Source organism: Halorubrum sp. GN11_10-6_MGM, from assembly GCF_005435165.1.
GTDB lineage: Archaea > Halobacteriota > Halobacteria > Halobacteriales > Haloferacaceae > Halorubrum.
In genome coordinates this window covers 1-21587 of record NZ_SGUC01000041.1, presented here as the reverse complement: position 1 = coordinate 21587, position 21587 = coordinate 1, and the positions used below count along the sequence as shown (strand labels likewise).

At 53.4% G+C, this 21587-nt stretch carries 19 protein-coding genes and 5 pseudogenes; 11 read left to right on the top strand and 13 right to left on the bottom strand.

Annotation, left to right across the window (positions count from 1 at the left end; genetic code table 11):
• A pseudogene (locus EXE46_RS14680) lies at positions 1 to 105 on the top strand (IS5/IS1182 family transposase); the annotation flags it as partial.
• Positions 106 to 1138: 1033 nt separating this feature from the next.
• Here EXE46_RS14680 and EXE46_RS14675 read toward each other — a convergent pair.
• The 3 genes and pseudogenes from EXE46_RS14675 to EXE46_RS14665 all read right to left on the bottom strand — a co-directional run.
• Positions 1139 to 1246, bottom strand: a pseudogene (locus tag EXE46_RS14675) (IS5/IS1182 family transposase); the annotation flags it as partial.
• 29 nt (positions 1247 to 1275) lie between these two features.
• On the bottom strand, positions 1276 to 1692 hold the full coding sequence (locus EXE46_RS14670; protein WP_137689108.1) for a hypothetical protein: 417 nt from the start codon (positions 1690 to 1692) through the stop codon (positions 1276 to 1278).
• Positions 1693 to 1699: 7 nt separating this feature from the next.
• On the bottom strand, positions 1700 to 2062 hold the full coding sequence (locus EXE46_RS14665) for a winged helix-turn-helix domain-containing protein (RefSeq protein ID WP_137689107.1): 363 nt from the start codon (positions 2060 to 2062) through the stop codon (positions 1700 to 1702).
• Positions 2063 to 2554: 492 nt separating this feature from the next.
• Between EXE46_RS14665 and EXE46_RS14660 the strand changes: the two genes are divergently transcribed.
• The 4 genes from EXE46_RS14660 to EXE46_RS14645 all read left to right on the top strand — a co-directional run bounded on the left by EXE46_RS14660 (position 2555) and on the right by EXE46_RS14645 (position 6753).
• The gene (locus EXE46_RS14660; RefSeq protein WP_137689106.1) at positions 2555 to 4129 is read left to right on the top strand and encodes a hypothetical protein; all 1575 of its coding nucleotides are present in this window, start codon (positions 2555 to 2557) and stop codon (positions 4127 to 4129) included.
• Positions 4130 to 4202: 73 nt separating this feature from the next.
• Positions 4203 to 5117 carry an ABC transporter ATP-binding protein gene (locus tag EXE46_RS14655; protein ID WP_137689105.1) on the top strand — a complete coding sequence of 305 codons (915 nt, stop codon included), beginning with the start codon at positions 4203 to 4205 and terminating at the stop codon, positions 5115 to 5117.
• Positions 5114 to 5941, top strand: coding sequence for an ABC transporter permease (locus EXE46_RS14650; protein ID WP_137689104.1), 828 nt, complete (start codon positions 5114 to 5116; stop codon positions 5939 to 5941). Before EXE46_RS14655 ends, EXE46_RS14650 begins: the two co-directional genes overlap by 4 nt.
• Positions 5938 to 6753 (top strand): ABC transporter permease, encoded by an 816-nt coding sequence (locus tag EXE46_RS14645; RefSeq protein ID WP_137689103.1) that lies wholly within the window; start codon positions 5938 to 5940, stop codon positions 6751 to 6753. The genes EXE46_RS14650 and EXE46_RS14645 overlap by 4 nt, the downstream gene beginning before the upstream one ends.
• Before the next feature lie 197 nt (positions 6754 to 6950).
• On the opposite strand, the gene EXE46_RS14640 is transcribed toward EXE46_RS14645, so the two are convergent.
• Both EXE46_RS14640 and EXE46_RS14635 read right to left on the bottom strand, forming a co-directional pair.
• The gene (locus EXE46_RS14640) at positions 6951 to 7559 is read right to left on the bottom strand and encodes a TetR/AcrR family transcriptional regulator (protein ID WP_137689102.1); all 609 of its coding nucleotides are present in this window, start codon (positions 7557 to 7559) and stop codon (positions 6951 to 6953) included.
• A gap of 2 nt (positions 7560 to 7561) precedes the next feature.
• Positions 7562 to 8014: a zinc ribbon domain-containing protein gene (locus EXE46_RS14635; protein WP_137689101.1), complete on the bottom strand. Its 453-nt coding sequence runs from the start codon at positions 8012 to 8014 to the stop codon at positions 7562 to 7564.
• Between the two features lie 209 nt (positions 8015 to 8223).
• On the opposite strand from EXE46_RS14635, the gene EXE46_RS14630 reads away from it, so the two are divergent.
• From EXE46_RS14630 to EXE46_RS17495, 4 genes and pseudogenes are all read left to right on the top strand, one after another.
• Positions 8224 to 8856, top strand: a complete 633-nt coding sequence (locus EXE46_RS14630) for an IS6 family transposase (protein ID WP_137688821.1) — start codon at positions 8224 to 8226, stop codon at positions 8854 to 8856.
• Between the two features lie 113 nt (positions 8857 to 8969).
• Positions 8970 to 9296: a HalOD1 output domain-containing protein gene (locus EXE46_RS14625; protein WP_137689100.1), complete on the top strand. Its 327-nt coding sequence runs from the start codon at positions 8970 to 8972 to the stop codon at positions 9294 to 9296.
• A gap of 191 nt (positions 9297 to 9487) precedes the next feature.
• Complete coding sequence (locus EXE46_RS14620; RefSeq protein ID WP_137689099.1) at positions 9488 to 10345, top strand: M48 family metallopeptidase; 858 nt, start codon at positions 9488 to 9490, stop codon at positions 10343 to 10345.
• A 314-nt stretch (positions 10346 to 10659) separates the two neighbouring features.
• Positions 10660 to 12335, top strand: a pseudogene (locus tag EXE46_RS17495) (transposase).
• A gap of 445 nt (positions 12336 to 12780) precedes the next feature.
• On the opposite strand, the gene EXE46_RS14605 reads toward EXE46_RS17495, so the two are convergent.
• Together EXE46_RS14605 and EXE46_RS14600 are read right to left on the bottom strand one after the other, a co-directional pair.
• Positions 12781 to 13029: a type II toxin-antitoxin system HicA family toxin gene (locus EXE46_RS14605; RefSeq protein WP_089309240.1), complete on the bottom strand. Its 249-nt coding sequence runs from the start codon at positions 13027 to 13029 to the stop codon at positions 12781 to 12783.
• A 5-nt stretch (positions 13030 to 13034) separates the two neighbouring features.
• Entirely contained in the window at positions 13035 to 13337 is a 303-nt protein-coding gene (locus tag EXE46_RS14600; protein WP_089309241.1) for a type II toxin-antitoxin system HicB family antitoxin, read from the bottom strand.
• Between the two features lie 739 nt (positions 13338 to 14076).
• On the opposite strand from EXE46_RS14600, the pseudogene EXE46_RS14595 reads away from it, so the two are divergent.
• Positions 14077 to 14283, top strand: a pseudogene (locus EXE46_RS14595) (deoxyhypusine synthase family protein); the annotation flags it as partial.
• A gap of 461 nt (positions 14284 to 14744) precedes the next feature.
• Here EXE46_RS14595 and gdhB read toward each other — a convergent pair.
• The 4 genes from gdhB to EXE46_RS14570 form a co-directional block, all read right to left on the bottom strand.
• A complete protein-coding gene (gene gdhB / locus EXE46_RS14585) occupies positions 14745 to 16046 on the bottom strand; it encodes a glutamate dehydrogenase GdhB (protein ID WP_137689096.1) in 1302 nt (433 codons plus the stop codon).
• Between the two features lie 2 nt (positions 16047 to 16048).
• Entirely contained in the window at positions 16049 to 16192 is a 144-nt protein-coding gene (locus EXE46_RS14580) for a rubrerythrin-like domain-containing protein (RefSeq protein WP_137689095.1), read from the bottom strand.
• A 108-nt stretch (positions 16193 to 16300) separates the two neighbouring features.
• Complete coding sequence (locus tag EXE46_RS14575) at positions 16301 to 19177, bottom strand: bacterio-opsin activator domain-containing protein (RefSeq protein WP_137689094.1); 2877 nt, start codon at positions 19175 to 19177, stop codon at positions 16301 to 16303.
• A 200-nt stretch (positions 19178 to 19377) separates the two neighbouring features.
• Positions 19378 to 20550 (bottom strand): Fic family protein, encoded by a 1173-nt coding sequence (locus EXE46_RS14570; RefSeq protein ID WP_137689093.1) that lies wholly within the window; start codon positions 20548 to 20550, stop codon positions 19378 to 19380.
• A gap of 229 nt (positions 20551 to 20779) precedes the next feature.
• On the opposite strand from EXE46_RS14570, the gene EXE46_RS14565 reads away from it, so the two are divergent.
• Positions 20780 to 21052, top strand: a complete 273-nt coding sequence (locus EXE46_RS14565; RefSeq protein WP_137689092.1) for a hypothetical protein — start codon at positions 20780 to 20782, stop codon at positions 21050 to 21052.
• An 81-nt stretch (positions 21053 to 21133) separates the two neighbouring features.
• Here the strand turns inward: EXE46_RS14565 and EXE46_RS14560 are convergent, their stop codons facing one another.
• Entirely contained in the window at positions 21134 to 21478 is a 345-nt protein-coding gene (locus tag EXE46_RS14560; RefSeq protein ID WP_255509591.1) for a RidA family protein, read from the bottom strand.
• A gap of 10 nt (positions 21479 to 21488) precedes the next feature.
• Positions 21489 to 21587 (bottom strand): annotated as a pseudogene (locus EXE46_RS14555) (IS1595 family transposase); the annotation flags it as partial.

Genomic DNA, 21587 nt, shown 5'->3' with positions numbered 1-21587 from the left:
CGCGTCCACGCACGAACAGAAGTGTTCGTTGCGCTGTGCCTACGGCTCGTTATTGCCATCACCAACTACGAGCGCGGAAACCTACCGGGCTGTGAGAAGCTATGAGATGGATTCTATGACACGCTCCAGCTGTTATAATCTTGCTTATGGATCAATTTCAAATTCTTCCGGGCAATTGTGTGGTACATGATGGCCATATCGAGATCGAAAGTAACAAACTCACTAGAGCTAAGCGTCTCCTGAAAAATAGCTATACACTACAAGTAATTCTGTCAGCGACAGCTTTCTACCTGATATTGTCTATTGTTTTTAACACTAGTATATTTATCAGGGAAGTTGCGGTAAATGGCTTAGTCACCGGTGTACTTTTGGGATTTTTATTATTATCAGGGAAACATATCTACAATAGGTATTTTGAAGTCTCTGACGAAACTAAAATTGAGCTTAGAACAATCCAACAGATCATCTTATCCAAACCAAATAAGATCGGTCACCCACACATGATCATACAGTATCAGGAGAATGACTCTGAAAAACTCCGAGTAGTTCAATTGATGCCGACGTGGTCTAAGAGTGAAACAGATACTCTATCAGATGTTGAGGATATATTAGTCCAAAATGGAATTGAATATGACTACCGTGAGAATCTTAAGTAACTTCTCGCTCAATCTTTCATTTCACTCGGTGAAAATAAGATACGGAATTTATTGAGTTGGCCTGTTGAAATCTTATCCTTCAGATCCATTCTCGTCTAAAACAGCTGGTCGATGAGGACTGCGTATCAATCGACGATTCGCCTCAATGCCAACAGTACTACGCAAAGTGAAAGGAGCGCTAGGCTCTCACTGAAGGAAAGAAACGGAGTAAGATTGAGAAACCCGATAACAGCGAGAGATATAGCCGTTACCAGATATGCCGTCTCGGATCTCGTTAAATCAAGCACACATAACATGCTTTCTGGCCGCTGTATATGATTTTATGCTGTCGATGAATGTAACCAGATGGTGGTCTCGCCACCAAGTCTACTTCTATATCAAACGGTAGTTGCTTCACCTGTACTGACCGCGATTGAGTCAGAATATATCACTTACAGAGGATTTCAACAGAGCCGCTGCGTTGAATAGATGCTGAGCCACGGTTACAGCGGTTCACACAGCAGTTCTATGTTGCTGATGGCGAACATGAGGACAATTTCACGGAACTGCCGATACCAGCTCAGCGCTCGCATGGCACCGCCGAGCGAGCGGGCTGATAAGATCGCTCTTCAACAGAGCATCACATTCCGCTTTGCTGTAACAGCATGACCGCAGCGAGTGCGGTAAAAATGTCTGGGAGAACAGTAAATAGGCCAATCCCAGTCGGCTCGACGCCAAAAACAACCCACACGATAGGATTTGCCCAAATAGCATACAGCAATAGCGAGACGTTGATGAGCAGCAATGTCCGCGTGAACTGATTGGGAAGACGCAGATAAATGCGAAAATACGTTACACCCACTCCGAGAAGAATCGTTGCGGTGAAGATCGAGACAAACACTTTTGTCAGGATGAACAGATTTCGAATAAGATGTTCTCCCGAGAACGGTTGCTCTAAAAGCATCCAGACAAGGAGTGTCACTCCGAGTGCGACACTCGCCGCTATAGTGACTAATAGAACCGTTCGTTGGGTCGTCTCTGTCTCATCAAATTTCATCTGTATGCTACTCCCGGTCATTCTGTGTCTCTCCGTCTGATTCCATGTTCACACCTGCCTCTGGTGATGATGATTCAGTTGGTAATATTTCGCTCATATCTGCTTTCCGAGCTACTTGCTCGAGGACGTCCAGGTTCTCTTCCATCTGGTCAGTTAGAAAATAAGTCATTCCGTATCCGTCGCCCATCGTGGTTAATACCCTGTTCTCACAGAGCAGGTCAAGATGATGGCGGGTTGTTTTGTAGTCTAATTCTAAGCTCTCTGAAAGCTGATTTGCGTTCATCGGTGTCTCGTGGAGTGTGAGGATGATGCGAAGGCGATTGCTGCCGCCTCGTGAACCGCCAATCAACCACCAGAGAACCCGACGCATCTGTGTGCGACTACAACCGGGAATATAAAAATATGATTGGATTGAATCTGTAGGATGTGCAAAAACCGATTGGGATAATCGGTCGCTCATGGGAGATTGCGCCAGCAGGGGACCAGTTCTATCAACAACAGGATAACCATTCTACTGTGATTGTACTATGCTCCAGCAGCTATCAATACAAGGCCCGCGGATAAGGTTATTTGCCGAATTTCGCTACATCTACAGACAGACTTGAACCAGAATTGCACCCAAATTCATCCAGACTACGTGGGATCGATTCGCTCGGTGAAGAGGGGTCTGAAGTTCGTGTCAGATATTAGTTATGCGGATTCCAGTTCGGTTGCTGGGTCGTGACCCTATCTGAATTTGGGTCTAATTGTGCGTCAATATCGTCTGACTTCTGGCTCAAGTCCGGCAAAAGAGTAACTCCAAGCAAATACTTCCTACGAGTATAATGTCAAAATCCGTCTCTGATGAGCGCTACGAGATACGATGTCTACCACACAGGTATGTTTCTGCCACCGTTTCTTGGAAATGATGAATCGAGGCAATAATACGACTCTCAGCTGCTCCCGCTCAGAACGGGTGGCCTCGCTTATAATCCTCTCGATGCTGGTGGTCAGTGTATTCGCCGTCACTGCCCCTGTTGTATCTGCTCAGTCGAGTGGGACTGCAATCGCGATATCAAATATCACTGCAAGCACCCAGACGCCAACGGCGGGAGAACCGTTCTCACTTCGGGTCACGATCTCGAACTATCCCAATAGCCAACGGACAGCGAATCTTAATGATCTCGTTGTTGAGGTTGATGGCGATCGAGAACACATACTAAATGGGCTTGGTCAATTGACGCCTGGGTCACAGATGACTGTATCTGTCCCAGTGACAATCAATGACCCCGGACAGCAAACTATCAGTCTCAAACTGTATGGGAGTGCCGGACCGGTAATTAACGTCCAGTCACAATACGTCGTGGATGTGCGCGATCCACAACTCCCGAGTTTGGGGATTGCTGTCACTGAACCCAAGACAGATCAAACGGGAGATATCACGGTTTCTAATCCGGTCGTCGGAGTGACACGGCAGGTGAACGTAACTGTCGCCAATGGGAACACAGAATCACTCCGTAACGTCCAATTGCGTCTGGATAGTGATGGGGATATCAGAAATCCCCGACGGGTTAGTGCTTTAATCGCATCCGGAGACCAAACCAGCCACACGTATCGGGTGAAGTTCTCCAGGTCTGGACAGCAATCACTCAACGCGACACTTATATATGACACTCCGTCCGGAAAGACACGGACGGTGTCTCAAGTTGATACCGTCAACGTTGATGCGGCAACGAGTGATGTGACACTGGATGTTTCCAATCGGATTCGTAACGACTCATCGGTCATCCTTACAGAACTTCATCAGTTCGGCAACGTAGAACTTGAAGACGTACAGATCCGTGCAGTGAATGATGGAAGCACTGTTGCCAGAGTCCCTATTTCGAACGTTCCGGGCGAGGGATCCAGAAATGCCACTCTGGATGATAACGACATTCCAGCTGGCAACATCACGATTGTGGCAACGTTCACCGCCGGGACTGACCGACAGACCATCCAACAGAGTCTCCGGTACTCAAAATATTCCCCAGCGCCAACCTCTGCGATTGCACTAACCGATGTTGGAATCACTCAGGGTGGGGGAACGTTGACCATCGAGGGTGAGGCAGCGAACGTCGGCACCGCACAGGTGAATTCGGTTCTGATCAGTGCTGCTAATACGGATGCCGTAACGCCCGTTGGGCCGACAAAAGAATACTTCATTGACAACATCGACTCAAATGAGTTCGAAACGTTCGAAGCGACGGTGAACGCCTCGTCGAATCTTGACCAGATCCCGATTCAAGTAGAGTACACCATCAACGGCCAGCGGGTGTCCAGCACGCTCCCCGTTGATATCGGCACCATCGAATCTCAGTCAGACAGCAATCAAGAAGGTGGCTCCCCGCTGCTAGCAATCGGTCTCCTTATGATCGTGGTAGTCGGGGCTGGGATCGGAGTGTATCGGTGGCGAAACTAATGAGCATCAACGATAGCTTGCCGGCTGGTCCGTTGAGTAGTCTGATAACTGCCTCATCAAGGATACTCAGATAATGCCACCAGCAATACAGATACACGACGTTACGAAGCGGTTCGGTTCTTTCACGGCCGTCGACCGCGTCGATTTACAAATCGAACAGGGTGAAGTGTTCGGCTTTCTCGGCCACAATGGCGCCGGAAAGTCGACGCTGATCAACATGCTGCTAGACCACATTCGTCCGACCGCCGGAGATCTGGAGGCGTTTGGCGCCGACTGTCAGACGGACAGCGTCGAAGCGCGCAAGCACATGGGGGTCCTTCCGGACGGGTACGGTGTGTACTCCGGTCTCACAGGCCGCCAGCACGTCCAGTTCGCAATGGAATCCAAGGGCGTCGACGGCGAACCACTCAATTTGCTTGACCGAGTCGGTATTACCGAGGCAGCCGACCGTGCTGCCGAGGGTTACTCAAAAGGGATGACACAGCGCATGGTGTTCGCAATGGCACTTGTTGGTGAGCCCGACCTCCTCATTCTTGACGAGCCGACGTCGGGACTTGACCCGGCGGGTGCACGGTCGATGCGTGAAATCATCCTCGAAGAGAACGAGCGAGGGGCGACTGTCTTCTTTTCGAGTCACATCCTCGAACAGATCGAAGCGGTTGCCGATCGCGTTGGTATTATGCACCAAGGTCAACTTGCAGCCGTCGACACGATCGGCGGACTGCGTGATATGGCCGGCGGTGAGACGAGACTTCTCATCGCGACCGATAACCTCGAAGACTCACACATCGATGCGGTCGAAGCACTCGATGAGGTCGACCAAGCCGGAATCACCGACGAGGGCCGGCTCGCGGTCACGTGTGCGAAGGACACAAAGATGGATGTACTGCTTGCGTTGGACGAACGAGGCGTCGAGGTGCTCGACTTGACAACCGAAGAGGCGTCGCTTGAGGACTTGTTCGTCGAATACACACGGAGAAGTGAATGACAGGATGGTCGACTGTAGCCCGAAAGGATATCCGCGGTCTGATAGGGAGCCGAACTGGCAAGGCCGGCACGGCGTTCGTCGCCTTGGTTTTCGTGTTTGGCGGGTATATCGTTCCAACGACGACGTCAGACCCGACGATGACTGACTACGATGGATTCATTCGCGGGATCGTGTTGTTTCTCGTTCCCTTGTTCGGGCTATTGCTCGGTTACCGTGCGGTAGTCGGAGAGCGAGCCGCGGGCCGCTTGACGCTCACGTTGTCTTTCCCACATTCCCGAGCGGATATCGTGTTCGGCAAGATGGTCGGACGTGGACTCGTCTTGTTCGTGACGATCACAGTCGGTATTCTCGGTGGTGCAGCACTCATCGAATACCCGTTCGGGCGCGTCGCGCTCGACAGGCTTGTGAGCTATCTGGGTGCGACCCTCCTGCTCGGATTCGCGTTTCTTGCGGTCGGAATCGCACTCTCGACGTTGACCGCGTCGCTTCGCCGAGCGACGGTGTTCACGTTCGGGTTGTTCTTCCTGTTTGTCGTCGCATGGCCGCAGCTCACGGGGTTCTTTCTGCAAGGGTTAGAATACCTGAACTTAGCAAGCGACGAACTTCCTAATTGGGCCGTCTTTGTCCACGGCGCGGAGCCTAGCATGCTGTACAAACGCGTCTTGGACACATACGTGAGTCCGAACAAACTCACCAGCGGGGCAGCTCTCGGCTCCGCTGGACCGTGGTATTTACAGGGGGGACCAGCTGTCTGGCTGTTGGGATGCTGGATTCTGCTGCCGGCGATTGGGGGGTACCTCCAGTTCCGGAGGACTGACCTATGAACTGGCAGGCGATCGCGCAAAACGATCTGCGCAAAGCGATTCACGAGCGGGGAGCATGGGCACTCTTCGCTGGGTTCTTCCTTGGGTTTGGAGGACTCGCAGCCTTACTCGTCCAACTGGGCGGTCCCGAGTTCGAGGGGTATATCGATCTCCTTGCACCTGGTGTTGGTCTGCTGGTTCCACTCGCAGGGATCATCCTCGGCTACGAGGCCATTATCGGCGAACGAGAGTCGGGAACTGCTGTGTTGTCGCTGTCCATGCCACACTCACGAGCGGGTCTCATCGTCGGAAAGCTCGTCGGCAGGACGACGCTGCTCGCCACTGTCATTGCAGCCGCTGCCCTCCTCGCGAGTGTCATTCTTCTGTATTTCTTCCCGTCATTCTCCGCGTCTCGTTTTGTCGGCTTCACAGCGATGTCAATCGTGTATGGAACAACGTTCCTCTGGATCGCGGCTGGACTCTCAATGACGTTGTCAACTTCGCGTCGGGTGATCGCTGCAGCGTTCGGAGCGTACATCGGATTAACCCTCTTTTGGACCGTACTTATCGATCTTACAGAAACAGTCCTCTTTCGCTTCCGTCCGACGTCCGGAGAGCCCGAAACGTGGGTCACGCTTGCAAGTTTTGTAGGTCCGAATACATCGTTCAATTACGTGCTTGCAGAGGTGCTTGATGCTGGGACCGTTCCCGCTGCCGTTGTAGACTCGTCGGCGAACTTCGTGACACCAGTAGTGGCATTACTCGCTCTTGTAGGGTGGGCCATACTTCCGGTGCTTGGCGGGTTCCTTTCGTTCCGCCAAGACGACCTCTGACATCCTCCTCCGGATTCAGGTGAAGGAATTCTGACCGTAGTGGGAACATTAGGTCTTAATCTCTCTGTTTGCCCGGTGCGAAATCCTCCGACATTTGATTGACGGAAACTAAACCATCTGGGAGAGGACGATCGGAAGCGAGAGTATCACCAGCGGCTTCAGCAGCTCACCGTCGGTGACGTTGACATCGCGCGTGCTCACGCAGTACGCCTCAGTTCCGAGTCAATATACGAGGCCAGCGAGACGCGTGCTGCCGCGGCGGCGCTTTTGCGGTCTGTCGTCGCGCGACCGTACATCGCGCCATTGACCGTCGCTAGGATATGCTCCGCGACCCGCGACGGGTCGACATCACGGAACGTGTCTTCCTCAATACCACGATCGACGATACCCCGAATGGTGGCTGCCAATCGTTCATCAATCTGCGTGAATTGCTCGCGAAATACCCCGTTCGTCACGGCCTGTGACCGGAGGCCAACTAGTACCGCTTGGAGCTGCCGTTGTTCCTCGTCGGGCTGAAGCGGGAGGAGCTTCTCAATGACGTGCTCGAGATCCGCTGCCGGCTCATTACCTGTCTCTGTAACGGTCGTCTCTTCGAATCGATCGACGGCGAACTCAAGAAACGCAACCAGAAGGTCGTCTTTCGTGTCGTAGTGGTAGTAGATAGCAGCTTTCGACTTGTCGAGTTCGTCGGCTATTCGGGAGATCGACAGGTCGGCGTAACCGTGGGTAAGTAGTGCCCGATAGGTGGCTTCCATAATCTCTTCTTCGGCGGTGCTCCAGTGCTGTTTGGGCGAATCAGAAGCCATTGTCAGTTCGATTGATTTTTGTCGATCCGTTCCAGCTTGGAGACGTCAACAACGTTGAATTCGGTTGTACACCAGTGGCAGAATCCGAGATCAGGATCGACCGGCTTTCCGCAGGTAGGACAAGCTGGAGATTCATCAGCCCCTGTTGACCCGACAGTATTGTTTGCTTGGAATCTATCGGTTCGTCTTCTAACTTTTGCGATGAGATACGCGTCAAGGGCACTGGCGGCACTGATCAGGACTATCGGGAGAATCGAGAATGGATCGGTTAGTGTACCCGAACTAAGCGCGGACATCGTTGACTCGGGGACGAACAAAACTGAAGCAGCAACGGTGAGTCCTAGCCATCCAAGCGCTCTCAGCCAGCGCCGGAGGTAGAAGTGGCCAAGTCCGGTGACCACTGTTCCCAGAAGCGCAGCGAGTAGTGGATTGTTTCTGAGCGAGACTCGACCCATACTACTGACTAAACGTTCGGTAGATGTTAAACCCTTCGTCTAACTGCAAAAGGCCATTGCCAGAGGCATAATAAGATGCACTCTATATATTCGAGTGAATTGGTTTTAAGCCGTATATTCGGCAGATAGAAAATTGTGGATAAGGATGTTGCCTGGTTCGAGGCCGCGGTGTTAAGTTAAGGAAGAGGCGGAGCGAAGTTCTAGTGCCTATGCCAGAAATCGCCCGCCTCACCGAGTGTACCGAGTGGATCGACTTGGAGTTTGTGGAGCGAGAGCGGACACCCCGGTCGATCATTGAAAAGGGTATTCGCCACCATCTCGCAGGATTATCACTTTCGAATACAGTTATTCTTCTTGAGGAATTGGGTGTCAAGAGAAGTCGTGTCGCTGTTCACAACTGGGTACAGAAAGCTGATTTACAGCCAGCTGGCGGTGAAAGCCCGGATCGCGTTGCGGTCGATCAAAAGGCGATCCGGATCAATGACGAGCAGTATTGGCTGTATGCTGCCGTCGATCCGGAAACAAACAGAATCCTTCATTCACGGCTATTTCCGACGTACACGATACCGATCGCACGAGAATTTCTCACAGAATTGGCCGAGAAACACGACGTTGAAGACGCCCTGTTTCTCGTCGATGACGCCGACGATCTGATCGGTGGGCTCCGCCGCGAAAACTATAGCTACCGCGTCGAACAACACGGCTTCAGAAACTCCGTAGAACGTGTCTTTAGAGAAGTAGAACGACGAACCTCTTCGTTTTCAAACTGTTTCAGCCACGTCGATCCACCGACCGCGGAAAACTGGTTACAAGCCCACGCCGTCTGGTGGAATCATGTTTAAGTTAACACGACGTTCGAGGCTACCCCTACTCTAACGTGAGATGAAGGGAAAGATTGATACTTACCGAACGTTCAGTAAGGGCCGTGGCGCGAACCGAAGCGCCTGAATAAACAATGACTGACGAATCCAGACCCACCGACGAATCGACAGCACCGTGGCACGGCCGCTACCTGGCTCGCTGGGGCGATGAGACACCCCTCTACGAGGCCGTCACCGACGCTGTGTCGACCGTTACCGGTGATGCCCGCTCGGCAGTCGCCTCCCGCTACGACCGTGCGCATGCGTTCGCGCTCAGTCAGCTGTTCGGCGAAGCTGACGGAGCGTCGACGTCATCTACCGGAGTGGTCAAGTTCGTTCTCTCCGAGTGTGTGGTCTCGGTTCACAGCGACGGGCAGCTCTCGGTAAGCCTCGCTGACCGTGAACGTACCGCGATTGACTAATCACACACACATATGCAACGACTCACCGCAAACAGCAGACCCCATCCAGAATTGACAGCCAGAATCGATCGAACAATCGTCACTCGGGGACTGAGTCGGGTTGATGAACCAGCCAGCGCCGAAACTGAGTATACTCTCGAGACCACCTCTACAACATAACACATATGAAACATTTTGGGCTCAAACTACGGATGGCCGTCGTCGGTGCACTTCTCGCGGGATTCTACCTCGTGGCCGTCGCCGCGGCGATGGTCGCGTTCGGGGAGGGCATTCTCCCGATTGCCATCGTTGGTAGCATCCTCCTGATCGGAATCCAATATAAAGTCGGCAAGTGGGCCGCGTTACGGAGCGTCGGGGCCGAAGACCTGCCTGAAACCCAATACGCAGAGATCCATCAGTTCGTTGAACGCGTCTGTCGAGAGAAGGACATGAAGAAACCGTCGTTGAAAATCGCCGACATGGGTGTGCCAAATGCGTTCGCAGTCGGCCGCCGCGGCAACGGGACTGTAGTCATTTCCCAGGAACTCATTCAGCTGCTTGACCGAAGCGAGCTCGAAGGCGTCATCGCCCATGAACTCGCCCACATCGATAACCGGGATGTCATCACGATGCAACTCGGCCAAGGCATCGCATCCATCGTCGCTATCGTCGCGCAGTATATTGTGTTGTTCACTGGCGAGAACGATCTCGCGGATTTCTTTCTCGCGGTCGTCGTCGGCAACATCGTCCAGTTCGTCGTGATGATCTTCGTGCTCGCCATCTCGCGGTACCGGGAGTACGTTGCCGACGCAGACGCGAAGGGCGTTATCGGACAGGGCGAACCACTCGCTCGCGCGCTTGAGAAGATCCACCAGGGCAACCAGCAGGCCCAAAAGTCAGCTGGACGTGCCCAGCGCGGCCGCGGGCGGGGGAGTCAGCGCTCCCGCGACGCGAACGTTGATCAGCAGGTGAGCGCACTCTGTATCTCCAGCTCTGACCGTGGCTTCCTCCAACAAATTGTCTCCACCCACCCCCCAATGGAAAAGCGTATCCAGCGACTCCGTTCGTAGATGTCTGGGGTCCGCGAACTCCTCGCAGTCGTTCTTGGCGTCTTGCTTGGCGTTGTATTGATTGCTGCCCCACAGATAGCACTCCGACTGTCCGTATTCGTTGGCCCGAACCGGCGACGTCGTGGTGACTACGGCACAGACAAGTACGACTCGCTCCCCGACCAGTATACGTGGCTCATTCGCGGACTCGGTGTCGTATGTCTCGCCATTGCGCTCTTTATCGCGTATCAAACGTATGCCTGAGTAGTCCGCCAACACATCTCTATCCATAGCTCCAGAGAGATTCATCAATAAGACATAATGAAGTAGTGAATATGACAGCAACTCCAGAGACCCGGCGGGTAACCTTCCGACGGATCGCAAGACGGTCGCATACTGATTGGCCGGCGTACGATTCGACACCGTTGTACGATCGGACGTCGCTTGCCGGTCTGGAATCGGACGTTCGTATCGTCTCTGCAACGTGGTTCAGACACGATGACCATACCTCCGTCGAGCAGTTCGTCTGCTCTCTCCCGTTGGCCTATGTTATCTTTGACTTTGAGGATCGATACGCCGGGCCCACACGATACGAGATGGCCACGCTCTTTCGGGTGTCGTACTGAGAGAACTCTACGGGTGGGAGCACGAAACAGCGCTTGTCGACTACCTCAAGAATCATCCTGAACTCTATGAGCAACTTGGTTTCGAGACGATCCCAGACCAGTCGACACTGTGGCGAAGTTGGCACCAGCGGTTCACCGCTGACCTCAGAGAGACGGTCGAGACGGCGGCTCGAACGATCCTCATCAAAGCCCAGAATGCGGGTGTCGAGATTCCGCGGGAACCGACACGCAAGCTCCGATACCACGGGAGTGAGCCTGGTGAGTCAGAACCGGACGATCAAACCACGTTGGAGCAGGCAGAGAAGATTACCGACCACGTCAGCCGCGTCGTCTTCCCGGCATTTTCGCTGGATCGTGGCGACGGATGTGCAATCCACGAGAACGCCTACTGGGACTTACAGACGTATCTGGGGCTTCGTGAGAGGTTGGCCGCTAACGAGGGTGCTCGCAGTTTCGTACATGAATCAACACGGGAGAGAACACCGCTCGGACACGCTCATCGCGACCACATCCGTGATCTCTCTATCGTACGGATCCGCGAGATGTATCGGCAGGCGGTCCGACAGCTCGTCAACGAACTCGCAGAGACGGAGGAGTTCTACCGAGCCGGAATCGTCGCCATTGACATCACCGAAGCCGACCCCTTCACAGGCGACCGCACCGGCCACGAGGACGAGATCATCGGTACAAAAGAACAGACCGACGAGTACGCGTACCAGTGGGCGACCATCCAGTTAGTCGGCAACGCCGTCCCGCTGGTTCTTGATGCCCGCCCGGTACGAAAAGGCGAGTCACGATTGGAAATCGTTGAGGACTTGCTGGATTCGACTGAAGAGCTCGTTCACGTTGATAACGTCCTGATGGATCGGGAGTTCGATAGCCAGCACGTTCTGGAGATGATTAGCCAGCGTGGCTTGTCGTATGTCGTGCCGAAGCGGATGCAGACCAGCGAGAAAGCGCAGGCGAAGCGGTTGCTCCAGCGCGATCAAGACCGGTATGAGACCGATCGTAAACTCCATCTTGGGAAGAATGAGTGGCACGAGACGACGCTGATCTACCGCCGCAAAGAGAACGCTGAGCACGACGACCATCGACAGTACTCGGTGTTCATGACGAATCGGGGGAGCGGACACCTTACGGAGTACGGCTACAGGTGGGAAATCGAGAGCGGCTACAGATCGATAAAGCGATTTATGGCTGCCACGACGTCGAAGAATTTCGGCCTGCGGTTCTTCTACTTCGCGTTCGCGTGTCTCTTGTACTCGATTTGGCGAGCAGTCGACCTACTCGTGCAGGTGGTGTTGACCGGAGAGTACGAACATTCGCCCGTCGTGACAGCCGACAATACGCTGACGCTGCTAAAGAAGGAAACCGGAATCGGATAGCGAGGATCTCCACCGGGGTAGCGCGTCGTCTGAGTGGCAACGCTGTTGGAAGTCGTCGAAATTCGCGTATATAGTTGGCAGTTCAACAAGATTGGCCGTTGGGAGAGCAACCTGAGTAAGTTTCCATTTACTGAACCGGCCGATACTACGCATCACAGGCCCGCTAAACCCGGTGTAGTCTCAACTTCCACGGAGTCAGATATCATATAGCGAGATGCGATATACTTCACTTCGATAACGGGGTGTTCCCGCTGATCGATCCCGGATTGAGGCGTGTTTACCCCGGCTTTGAGGTGGGTAGATCTACCTCCTCGAGGGCGTGAACGCGCCAGACACCAGGTTTCCGGTGACTTTAGTGCTAGAATGCGAGATAACTCAGGCTATCCAGAACAGTAGTCCCACGCAGCGATATTCGAGCCAGTGCTGGTCATGAGTTAGTAACCTATCAGCACTGCCGGTCGATCCACTGACACCACTTCTCAAAGTCTTCCGCACCAGACTGGTCTGCGATGTTGCGTAGAGTCCCAGTTCGGATCCGATCGTGTTGCGGGACGGAGACGACACGGATATCGTCGTCGTTCGTTGGGTGCTCGTATCGCAGCTTGACGTGGCTGCCGGTCCGATCAACGATAGCAAAGCGATTTTTCGTGAGTGCTTTGACGACATCGCGTCCGGAAAAATCAGGCGCTCCCATCCGACTTACTGCATGAAGTCGGGGAGCCCATCGTGCTCGTCGCGAGCCTGCTGTACCTCCTCAGGGTCGATTCCGAGGTCGTCGAGTGCTTCCTTCTCTTCCTCCCAGGTGTCGATCGACTCGCCGATCTCTCCTTTGTGGAGTGCGACTGCCTCGTCGAGGTTGGCGAGAGCGTCCTCCCGCGTCTCGCCCTGGCTTGCGACACCCGTCGCCTCGTCGCGGGCGACCCACCAGCCGTCGTCCGCCTGAGTGAGCGTAATCGTTTGCCCACTCCGGACGTCGTCGTTCGTACTCGTTTCGGTGCTCATTACTACCACGTTACCTGAGCGGCGTCATAAGCATTCGGCCGCTAATCGAACATACCGTGTAGAATCGACTCAACAACCGAGACATGTGTGTAGGCCCTGTTGAAATCCTTAGCAAGTGATATATCTTGATCAGTCGTGGTCAGTACAAAAGTATAAAAAAGCTTAAATCACAACATTCTGTATTTTGAATCAATGATACAGAAGCTGATTAATGATTATATCAAAGAGGCTCTGTTGAAATCCTATTCTTCAGACAGTTTCTCGTCTGAAACAGCCGGTCGATGAAGACTGCGTATCTACCGGCGCAAAAACATATCACGACGTACCAGCAGGAGAGCGAGTACGACCAGCGGAACTGGCTCTGTTGAAATCCCATTCTTCAGATATATGCTCACCTGAAACAGCCGGTTGATGAGAGCTGCGAACTGAACGCCGTCAGTGTCCGCGGGCACGCCTACGTACTGTTATTGCTCCAAGCAATCCGATAAGGGTCGCTCCCCCAGCAATCACACTTAACAAAAATGAATTATAAAGAACCGAGAGCACAGCGGCGGTAATACCTACTAATGTGATCTCGATTGCGAATAACATCTCTCTCAAATCGCCCATAGCAGTGTCTAAGTAGAATAACTATAATAACTTGCCATATTTATCATATCCCTCTTGGATCTTACAGCCTTCATCTGTATAGACCGGAGACGAGTCAGAATATATCATCTGCTGAGGATTTCAACAGAGCCTGACAAACCTATTCCGCGGCGGGGCAGACTATGTCGTCTATATTTCGACCGGTATGGAAGGGGACGGGTCACTCTCTGGAGCGCCCCCAAATGAGGCAGTCTCGTGGGGCAAGATCAAAGAGGATGAACAGACAAACTACACGCAGGTCGAGGCAGAAGCGACGCTCGTCTTCCCACTGCTCGTAGCGGGTGCTTTCGGCGAATGAATGGAAATAACTCTTTCAGATATAAAAACTAATGTTACCATACTCATAATAGTTTGATTATTATTTCTGTGAGACATGCTTGAACGGGCTCAAATGTGGCTCGTATAGTAGCAGCCCCAGATCCGAAAGCGATCAGACTCATGGTGACAACGAAACTAGCCCTCGAATCGTCGGGGGTGAGCAGAAACGTAAGAACGGCAAGCGATCCGGACATCGCACAGATGAATAGTCCCGTCAGAAATGACAGGCTTATAAAAATCGGGTCAGTAAATCCCATCACGGAGTAAGTTGGTTGATAAATCCCAGCGACAGATAAACTGAAACCGATAACGACGTACCCGAGAAAGCAGATCGTAATCAGAATTGCTCCGGGGATGACTAGCCGGTACAGGTGACACAGACCTCGCTCAAGTGGAGTAGTTGGCTGTCGGTGCTGTCCGGGTGGTCGATAATCCATCTCTCTACGGCCAGAGCCCTCGTGTTTCGTGAGCTTCCGCAATGCGAGACAGTGCGACGATGTAGGCCGCGTCACGCCAAGTAACGTCTCGCTGCTCGAACTCTGTTCGAACAGCTTCCCAAGCGGCATGCATCTCACTTTCGAGTTCGTCATTTACGCGTTCAAGCGACCACGCCCGGCGGTTGATATCTTGAAGCCACTCGAAGTAGCTCACAGTGACGCCACCAGCATTAGCGAGGATATCTGGGATCACCGCGATGCTCCGGTCTGCTAGAATCGTGCTCGCAGTCGAAGTCGTGGGGCCGTTCGCGCCTTCGACAACGAGGTCGGCGGCAATCGCATCTGCGTTTGCTTCGGTGATCACGTTTCCGAGAGCAGCAGGGACGAGTACGTCGACGTCGAGCGTAAGCAACTCGTCGTTTGAGATAACGTTGTCCGCGTATTTTGTGACAGCTTCAGGTTCCTCGTCATGTGATGGAACTGCGGCAGTGTCGATTCCCCCTGGATCGTACATTGCTCCGTTCACGTCACTGATTGCGACGACCGTTGCCCCCCACTCGTCGAGAAGACGAGCCGCATTTGCACCGACGCTACCGTATCCCTGAACCGCGATCTTCGTCTCTTCAAGATCATTCTCATAATATTCGCAGGCCTGCTTAGTGATAATCGCAACACTCCTCCCGGGAGCTTCCTCACGACCTTCACTCCCACCGATGACTGGCGGCTTCCCGGTGACGACCCCCGGTGTCGTTTCGCCTTTCTGCATCGAATACGCGTCCATCAGCCACGCCATCGTCTGTGGATCTGTTCCCATATCGGGCGCGGGAATATCCCGATTGGGTCCGATGGCGTCGCGAATTTCTTGAGCAAATCGACGAGTTAGACGTTCTTTTTCATCTGGACTCAGCTCTTTTGGGTTGACTGCGACGCCACCCTTTGCTCCGCCAAACGGGAGACCCATGACGGCACACTTCCAGGTCATCCACATCCCGAGTCCGACACACTCGTCCCGTGTCACTTCAGGGTGGTATCGGAGTCCACCCTTATATGGTCCTTTGACACTATCGTGTTGTGCTCGGTACCCGGTGAACACCTCGACCGTTCCGTCATCCCGCTTGATGGGTATGGTGACTTCGTGGACTTTCTTTGGATGTTTCAGCCGTTCGACGACGCTCTGATCGATATCGAGATGGCTGGCAGCATGATGGAGCTGCCGACGTGCTGTTTCGAGCGCTGATTCTGGCTCGGTGGAGTCAGCAGTCGAATTTTCCTTCTCCTCGGAGTTGAGCGCTGGTTCCGAAGCCATGGTTATTCGAGCGGCATACGGCGGTTCCGCATTGTTCCGCCACAGTCGGGACACTGGTCAGGGTTTTTTTCTGTAATAATGATGTTACCACACTCGAAGCATTCGTAGGGGCTTTCCTCATCTGCCCTTTGATCGACATCTCTCATGGTGAGTTCACGAGCGCCGGGGAGGCACTCAATAAAGGTATAATATGTATATAAGGAAATAGAGAGTGGCTACTAGACAAACCCTTCTTAGAATTAGAGGTTCGTTATCTAACTCTCATTCATAGAGGAGGCGACAGCGGGATTAGCCTCATCGAAGAGTGTCGCAAACAGTTTGCGCTGGACGGTCCGGGCGTGTTTATAGAACGCCGGCGGCGAGATACCAAGTGTTTCTGCGACATCTTCTCCTGTACTCTCGCGTGGCGATTCGAAGTATCCGCTGTAGTATGCCGTCTGGATGACTTCGAGTTGTCGTTCTGTGAGCTTATCGAGAAACTTCGAATAGAGGTCATGCTCCATCGCTTGGTCGAGCGTCTGCTTCGAGCGAAGTTCGACATCAGTGAACATCTCGCGGATGAGTCGTGTAATCGCTCTTAGCTCAATGGTATCCGGGATATCGATGACAAGCGTGGTGCGATCTGGATCTGCAGTGGCTTCTCGGAAGACAGCCCCATGATCGGCTAATTCGAGGGCGAGAAACGGCTGTGTGAGTCGTAATCGTAGGACACCACCTTCGCCGTCCACACTGATTTGTTGTACGTCGTCGATTGCTACTATCTGTGATGCTGCTTCAGCGACCTCATTCAGCGATGCGTCTTCGACAGTGACGAACACGTAACTTCCCTCCGTGGATTGTTGGACACCTCCCTGGTACGAGAGTGTACATGCTGCGTCCTGCGCCAATCGTGAAAGAACGAACGTCGGGCCGTCGATCACAAATTCGACGCGGGTCACAGACGTCGTGAGCAGCGCATTCTTCCGCTCGATGGCGCTAAGTGCGGATGCGATAGTTTCACCGAGTTCTGCCAGAACAGCTGTTGCCGTCTCGTCAAACGCGTCTTGGGTTGTCGCATACACCGTCAACACGCCGTGCGTGAGGTCGTTGTACACGAGCGGGATACTCAATACGGAGAGGAAGTCGCGGGTGAGTGCATCCTTTCGCCACGGCTCTTCGCGAAGTTCGGCGGCAACGTTCGTTACCATCGTCACCGCACCGGTTGCCGCGGTTTGCCCCGATGGATCGACTCCCGACGCAGCGAGCGGAAACTCGCGGCTATCTAAATAGCCTTGTTCGCGTCCCGCCCACGCTCGTGGCGTGACGGTGTCAGTCGTTGAGTCGATTGCCCCGATCCAAGCGAACTTGAACCGATCATCGGCAGCCAACAGCTCACAGACGGTATGATCGATCTCCTCCGTTGTTTCGGCCTGGACGAGTGCTTGGTCGATCTCTCGAATCGTCTCATTGGTTCGATTCAAAGCGGTGAGCTGCTCGTTTTGCTGTTGGAGTGTGCGATCCTGTTCGCGGAGTTGTGACTCCCGAGACACACGATCGAAAGCCGCCTCAGCTGTCGCGGCAAGGAGATCGCTCAATTCTCGAGTTACATCATCGAAGGTACCGACTTGATCTGATCCAGCGACAAACACGCCGTGCTTGCCGAGTGGAATGTAGGATACACTCCGGAGATCAGTTGCCCGGTTTTCGAGGCGGTCCGCTTCGTGGACATCATCGAAAAACAGCGCCTCGTCTTCGACAAAACTGTAGCTCGGAAGGGCTTCGCCGTCGGTATGGACGGTCGGAAGCGGCCCGTTTAACTCCCGCATTGCTGTGGAGTATGCGGCGGGTCTGAGGACGTTCGCATCAGCATCAAAGAGATAGACAGCACTCACGGCGAGGTCAAGCACACCGGGTGTATCGTCGACCACGTGCTGGGCAATCTCTTGGTGTGTTTCAGCATAGAGGAAATCACGGGCAGTCTCGTGAAGCGTCGCAAGCGCTTCCTCCCGCTGCTTCCGTTTCGTGATATCACGACAGCTGAAGAGGAGCGTTCCGTCTTGAATTGAAACCTCACGAACGTTGACGAGAAGTGTATGCTCACGGCCGGCTTTGTCTGTTGCTGTCGTTTCGATGTTTTTGAGTACGCCGTCGATCGCAAGTTCACCCCGTCTAAAAAGGTCATCTCCGAGCAGGTCGTTAATCGTTCCCAGATCACGAATCTCTTCGGCTGTATAACCGAATATGAAGTGGACATTCGGGCAGACATAAGTATACTCTCCGTCCTCGTCTGTGATGAGGACGGTGTCAGTCATATTGTTGAGTGTGACGCGATGGAGCTCCTCAGATTGCCGGAGATCCCGTTCGAGGTCGACCCGTTCGGTAATATCGACACCTTCGACGACGACAGAGACGAGATCACCGCGTCCATCTTCGACGGGGCGGACAGAGAGATCGATGACGCGTGGCTGGTCAATATGTGGCGGTTGTGTGACGACCGCATTACCGAACGACCCGTTGAGCGCCTTCTCGACGAGTTGCTGGACGTCTGTGCTTATCGAATTCGCTTGTGACCACCACGGAAGCGCCCAGAAGGATTCGCCGACGAGGCCTCCGATGTCGTTATCAACCATCTCTCGGGCTGTATTATTCACACGGGCAAGTGCGCCATCCGGATCGAGTACCCATGTCGCAGTGCGCGAATCGTTGAAAATCGCATCGAACTGTCTCGCTCGTTCGCGTTGCGTTGCCGACCGCTGTGCGGATCGGATAGCACGTTCTGTTCGTTCGATGAGTTCGTTGGTCACCTGTGCCGGCGGATCCGTAATCGCGATGTAATCGGTGACGCCAGCTTCGATAGCCTCGGCGGCGATGGCTTCACTTCCAACAGCAGTTGCGAGTAAAACAGGGAGTGCCGTCGTTTCCTTGCGGACTTCCTTGAGGAGATCAACTCCGGTCGTCTCTTCGAGCGAGTATTCAGTGATGAGACAGCTTATCTGTCGTTTCTGAACAGTGTCAATAGCCTCTGTTTTGGTTCGAACATGTTGTACACTTACATCGGTCCGTTTTTCGAGCGCCGCAGTGAATCTGGTGACCCAGTCGTTCGTCCCCACGAGCAACACCGTCGACGAGCCCAGGATGGATGGAGAGGTCATCCTTCGAACACAGAGCTACAGCATCTGTTTCGCTCGGTGCTGATACGAACTCGCCTCCAAGTCTGCTGCTGGCCCGGACAGAAGAGCACACACATAGCTAGTTAACTATCAAACTATCCGATGATATAGATATTTGCTGTTCCAGTAGTTGAGGCCGGTCATCTCAATGCATATGCCTCAAGCCCTCTCTGCTCAGTGGTTCAGAGTTGGTCGATCGGCTTGTTGATGATTTGGAAGACTTCGCTCGCCCGGTAGAACCGATTCCGGTCTTTCCCGGTGAGTTCTTCGAGTATTCCGTCATCTTCGAGCTGCCCGATCAGTCGGTTGGCCGTGCTGTATTCAACATCTAACCACTCGGCCGCCGTATTCACGTCAAGGTACGGATCTTCGAAGAGCCGCATCACCAGTTCGAGGATGTTCTCAGACCGCTCGCTCTGATAGCGCTGTTGATAGCCTTCTCGTAGGTCGACTAGCAGGTTGGCCCGCTGATGGGCCTCGTCCGCTTGCGACTGTACGCCACGCAGGAAAAACAGAAGCCACTCTTCCCATTCACCGTGCTGACTGACTGCCAAGAGATGATCAACGTAATCTGACCGCCGTGCGTTGAAATAGGAACTCAGGTAGAGATACGGCTCGGGCAAGAGACCGTCACGTTGTAGCAGGAGACTGATCAATAGCCGCCCGAGCCGTCCGTTCCCATCGAGAAACGGGTGAATCGTCTCGAACTGGTAGTGGGTCAGCCCGATTCGGAGAAGTGGATGCAGATTCGTCTCTTGGTTCGCATACTCGAGCAAGTCTTCGAGAAGGTCTGGGATTTCGTTCGGTGGCGGCGGCACGTACCTGGCGTCTTGGATGTATGGCGTACTGCCGATGAAGTTCTGCGTCGTACGGAGTTCCCCTGGGTCAGCCTCATCCCCACGGACACCCGAAAGCAACCGGTCGTGCATCTCGCATAGCAATTCGACGGTGATTGGATCGCCAGCTGTGATCGCATCCAATCCGTGTGTCAGCGCGTTCAGATAGTTCACGACTTCTTGGGTACCCTGCTGTCTGTCTTCGTCGATGAGAGCCTCCTGTCCAGCCTCATAGGCGTAGATGTCTGAGAGGGTCGCATGTGTGCCTTCGATTTGCGAGGATTCCAGCGCTTCTTTTCGGATGAACGGCTCGATTAGGATTTCTCTTGAGCCGACACGTGGGCCGATACCATGGAGTCGACCAAGTGCCTGTGTCGCCTCCGCCAGCGGTGTAATGAGTTGCTCAGTACTAACTGAGGGGGGGAGCGGGTCAGGGCGGAACGCCGAATATGTCCCCTTCGGTGTCGTCGTGGGAACGATTTCACCGGGAGCCGTCTCGTCGAAGTTATCTCGCTCCATTAGTGGCATCCCGACAAATACGCTGGCTACTATTGGTATTTTTGATGCTAAATCAAAATAGTAGGATGGGTGATTGCACTGTCACAACTACTCAGAATCTCTGAGGATAGATTTGACCCACATATTCTATTCACTACTTTGCGCATGAAACACCCGCTAGAAAGGACTGCGAAGGGAGCGGGTTAATTTTACATCCAAGGAACAATTATCGCGCGTCATCAAACTAGCTATGGAAGATCTATACGTCTACACCGACTCATTCGTAGTAATCGGAGCTTCAATTGGAGGGCCAGCGGTAGGCTCGCTCATTGCTGGCGATCAAAGCATCCCGATACTGCTCATGGCAATCGGTGGAGGCGGAATGCTTGCCATTGCCGGCTATGAATCACTACAAACCGACCCGGAGGAGTTTACTGCCTCTCCAATCGTCCTTCTGATGTTGGTCGGTGCCGCCTGTCTGACCCTTCTCGGAACAGTATTGTCTGCGGTGACCGAGTTCTAAGTCTCCTGTACTGAGCGATCGAGAGCGTGAAACTATCACCTGCTGAGGATTTCAACAGAGCCGTTTAGTTGTAATAGGACCTCATTTACATACACCAGTAGCCTCAATTTGAACTGTAGCATCGTTCGGCAACTGCTCGACGCCAACGAAGGTCCGTGACGGCCGTTGACCCTCAAAGAATTCGTCGTACGCCTGCGTAACTGCCTCTAATTGGCTCATGTCAGTCAGGTATACTGTGGTTCGCATTAGTTCCTGACGACTGACGCCAGCTTCAGCAGCGACAGTGCGAACGCGTTCAAGCGCCTCAAGTGTCTGTGTTCGGACACCCTGATCTAACACTGTCTCTTTGCTAGGCACTTGACCATCGAAACATACCAGTTGTAAACCGCGATCTCGAACACTGTACGGCGCTCTTGTGGCGGAGATTGTTGGTGAGTCATAGCGCAGTTTCGAGGATGGTTTTGAGCGCTTCTTTCCCCGGTTTTCGGAACACTTCACGACGGAGCTGAAACGCTCGGAGATATGGTGTGAGTCT

Bases quoted from the DNA above. Each gene is read 5' to 3' on its own strand.
- EXE46_RS14640 (WP_137689102.1), bottom strand. From the start codon at position 7,559: ATGGCTTCTGATTCGCCCAAACAGCACTGGAGCACCGCCGAAGAAGAG.
- EXE46_RS14660 (WP_137689106.1), top strand. From the start codon at position 2,555: ATGTCTACCACACAGGTATGTTTCTGCCACCGTTTCTTGGAAATGATG.
- EXE46_RS14630 (WP_137688821.1), top strand. From the start codon at position 8,224: ATGCCAGAAATCGCCCGCCTCACCGAGTGTACCGAGTGGATCGACTTG.
- EXE46_RS14620 (WP_137689099.1), top strand. From the start codon at position 9,488: ATGGCCGTCGTCGGTGCACTTCTCGCGGGATTCTACCTCGTGGCCGTC.
- EXE46_RS14670 (WP_137689108.1), bottom strand. From the start codon at position 1,692: ATGAAATTTGATGAGACAGAGACGACCCAACGAACGGTTCTATTAGTC.
- EXE46_RS14635 (WP_137689101.1), bottom strand. From the start codon at position 8,014: ATGGGTCGAGTCTCGCTCAGAAACAATCCACTACTCGCTGCGCTTCTG.
- EXE46_RS14580 (WP_137689095.1), bottom strand. From the start codon at position 16,192: ATGAGAGATGTCGATCAAAGGGCAGATGAGGAAAGCCCCTACGAATGC.
- EXE46_RS14665 (WP_137689107.1), bottom strand. From the start codon at position 2,062: ATGCGTCGGGTTCTCTGGTGGTTGATTGGCGGTTCACGAGGCGGCAGC.
- EXE46_RS14605 (WP_089309240.1), bottom strand. From the start codon at position 13,029: ATGGGAGCGCCTGATTTTTCCGGACGCGATGTCGTCAAAGCACTCACG.
- EXE46_RS14575 (WP_137689094.1), bottom strand. From the start codon at position 19,177: ATGACCTCTCCATCCATCCTGGGCTCGTCGACGGTGTTGCTCGTGGGG.
- EXE46_RS14565 (WP_137689092.1), top strand. From the start codon at position 20,780: ATGGAAGATCTATACGTCTACACCGACTCATTCGTAGTAATCGGAGCT.
- EXE46_RS14645 (WP_137689103.1), top strand. From the start codon at position 5,938: ATGAACTGGCAGGCGATCGCGCAAAACGATCTGCGCAAAGCGATTCAC.
- EXE46_RS14600 (WP_089309241.1), bottom strand. From the start codon at position 13,337: ATGAGCACCGAAACGAGTACGAACGACGACGTCCGGAGTGGGCAAACG.
- EXE46_RS14655 (WP_137689105.1), top strand. From the start codon at position 4,203: ATGCCACCAGCAATACAGATACACGACGTTACGAAGCGGTTCGGTTCT.
- EXE46_RS14625 (WP_137689100.1), top strand. From the start codon at position 8,970: ATGACTGACGAATCCAGACCCACCGACGAATCGACAGCACCGTGGCAC.
- EXE46_RS14650 (WP_137689104.1), top strand. From the start codon at position 5,114: ATGACAGGATGGTCGACTGTAGCCCGAAAGGATATCCGCGGTCTGATA.
- gdhB (WP_137689096.1), bottom strand. From the start codon at position 16,046: ATGGCTTCGGAACCAGCGCTCAACTCCGAGGAGAAGGAAAATTCGACT.
- EXE46_RS14570 (WP_137689093.1), bottom strand. From the start codon at position 20,550: ATGGAGCGAGATAACTTCGACGAGACGGCTCCCGGTGAAATCGTTCCC.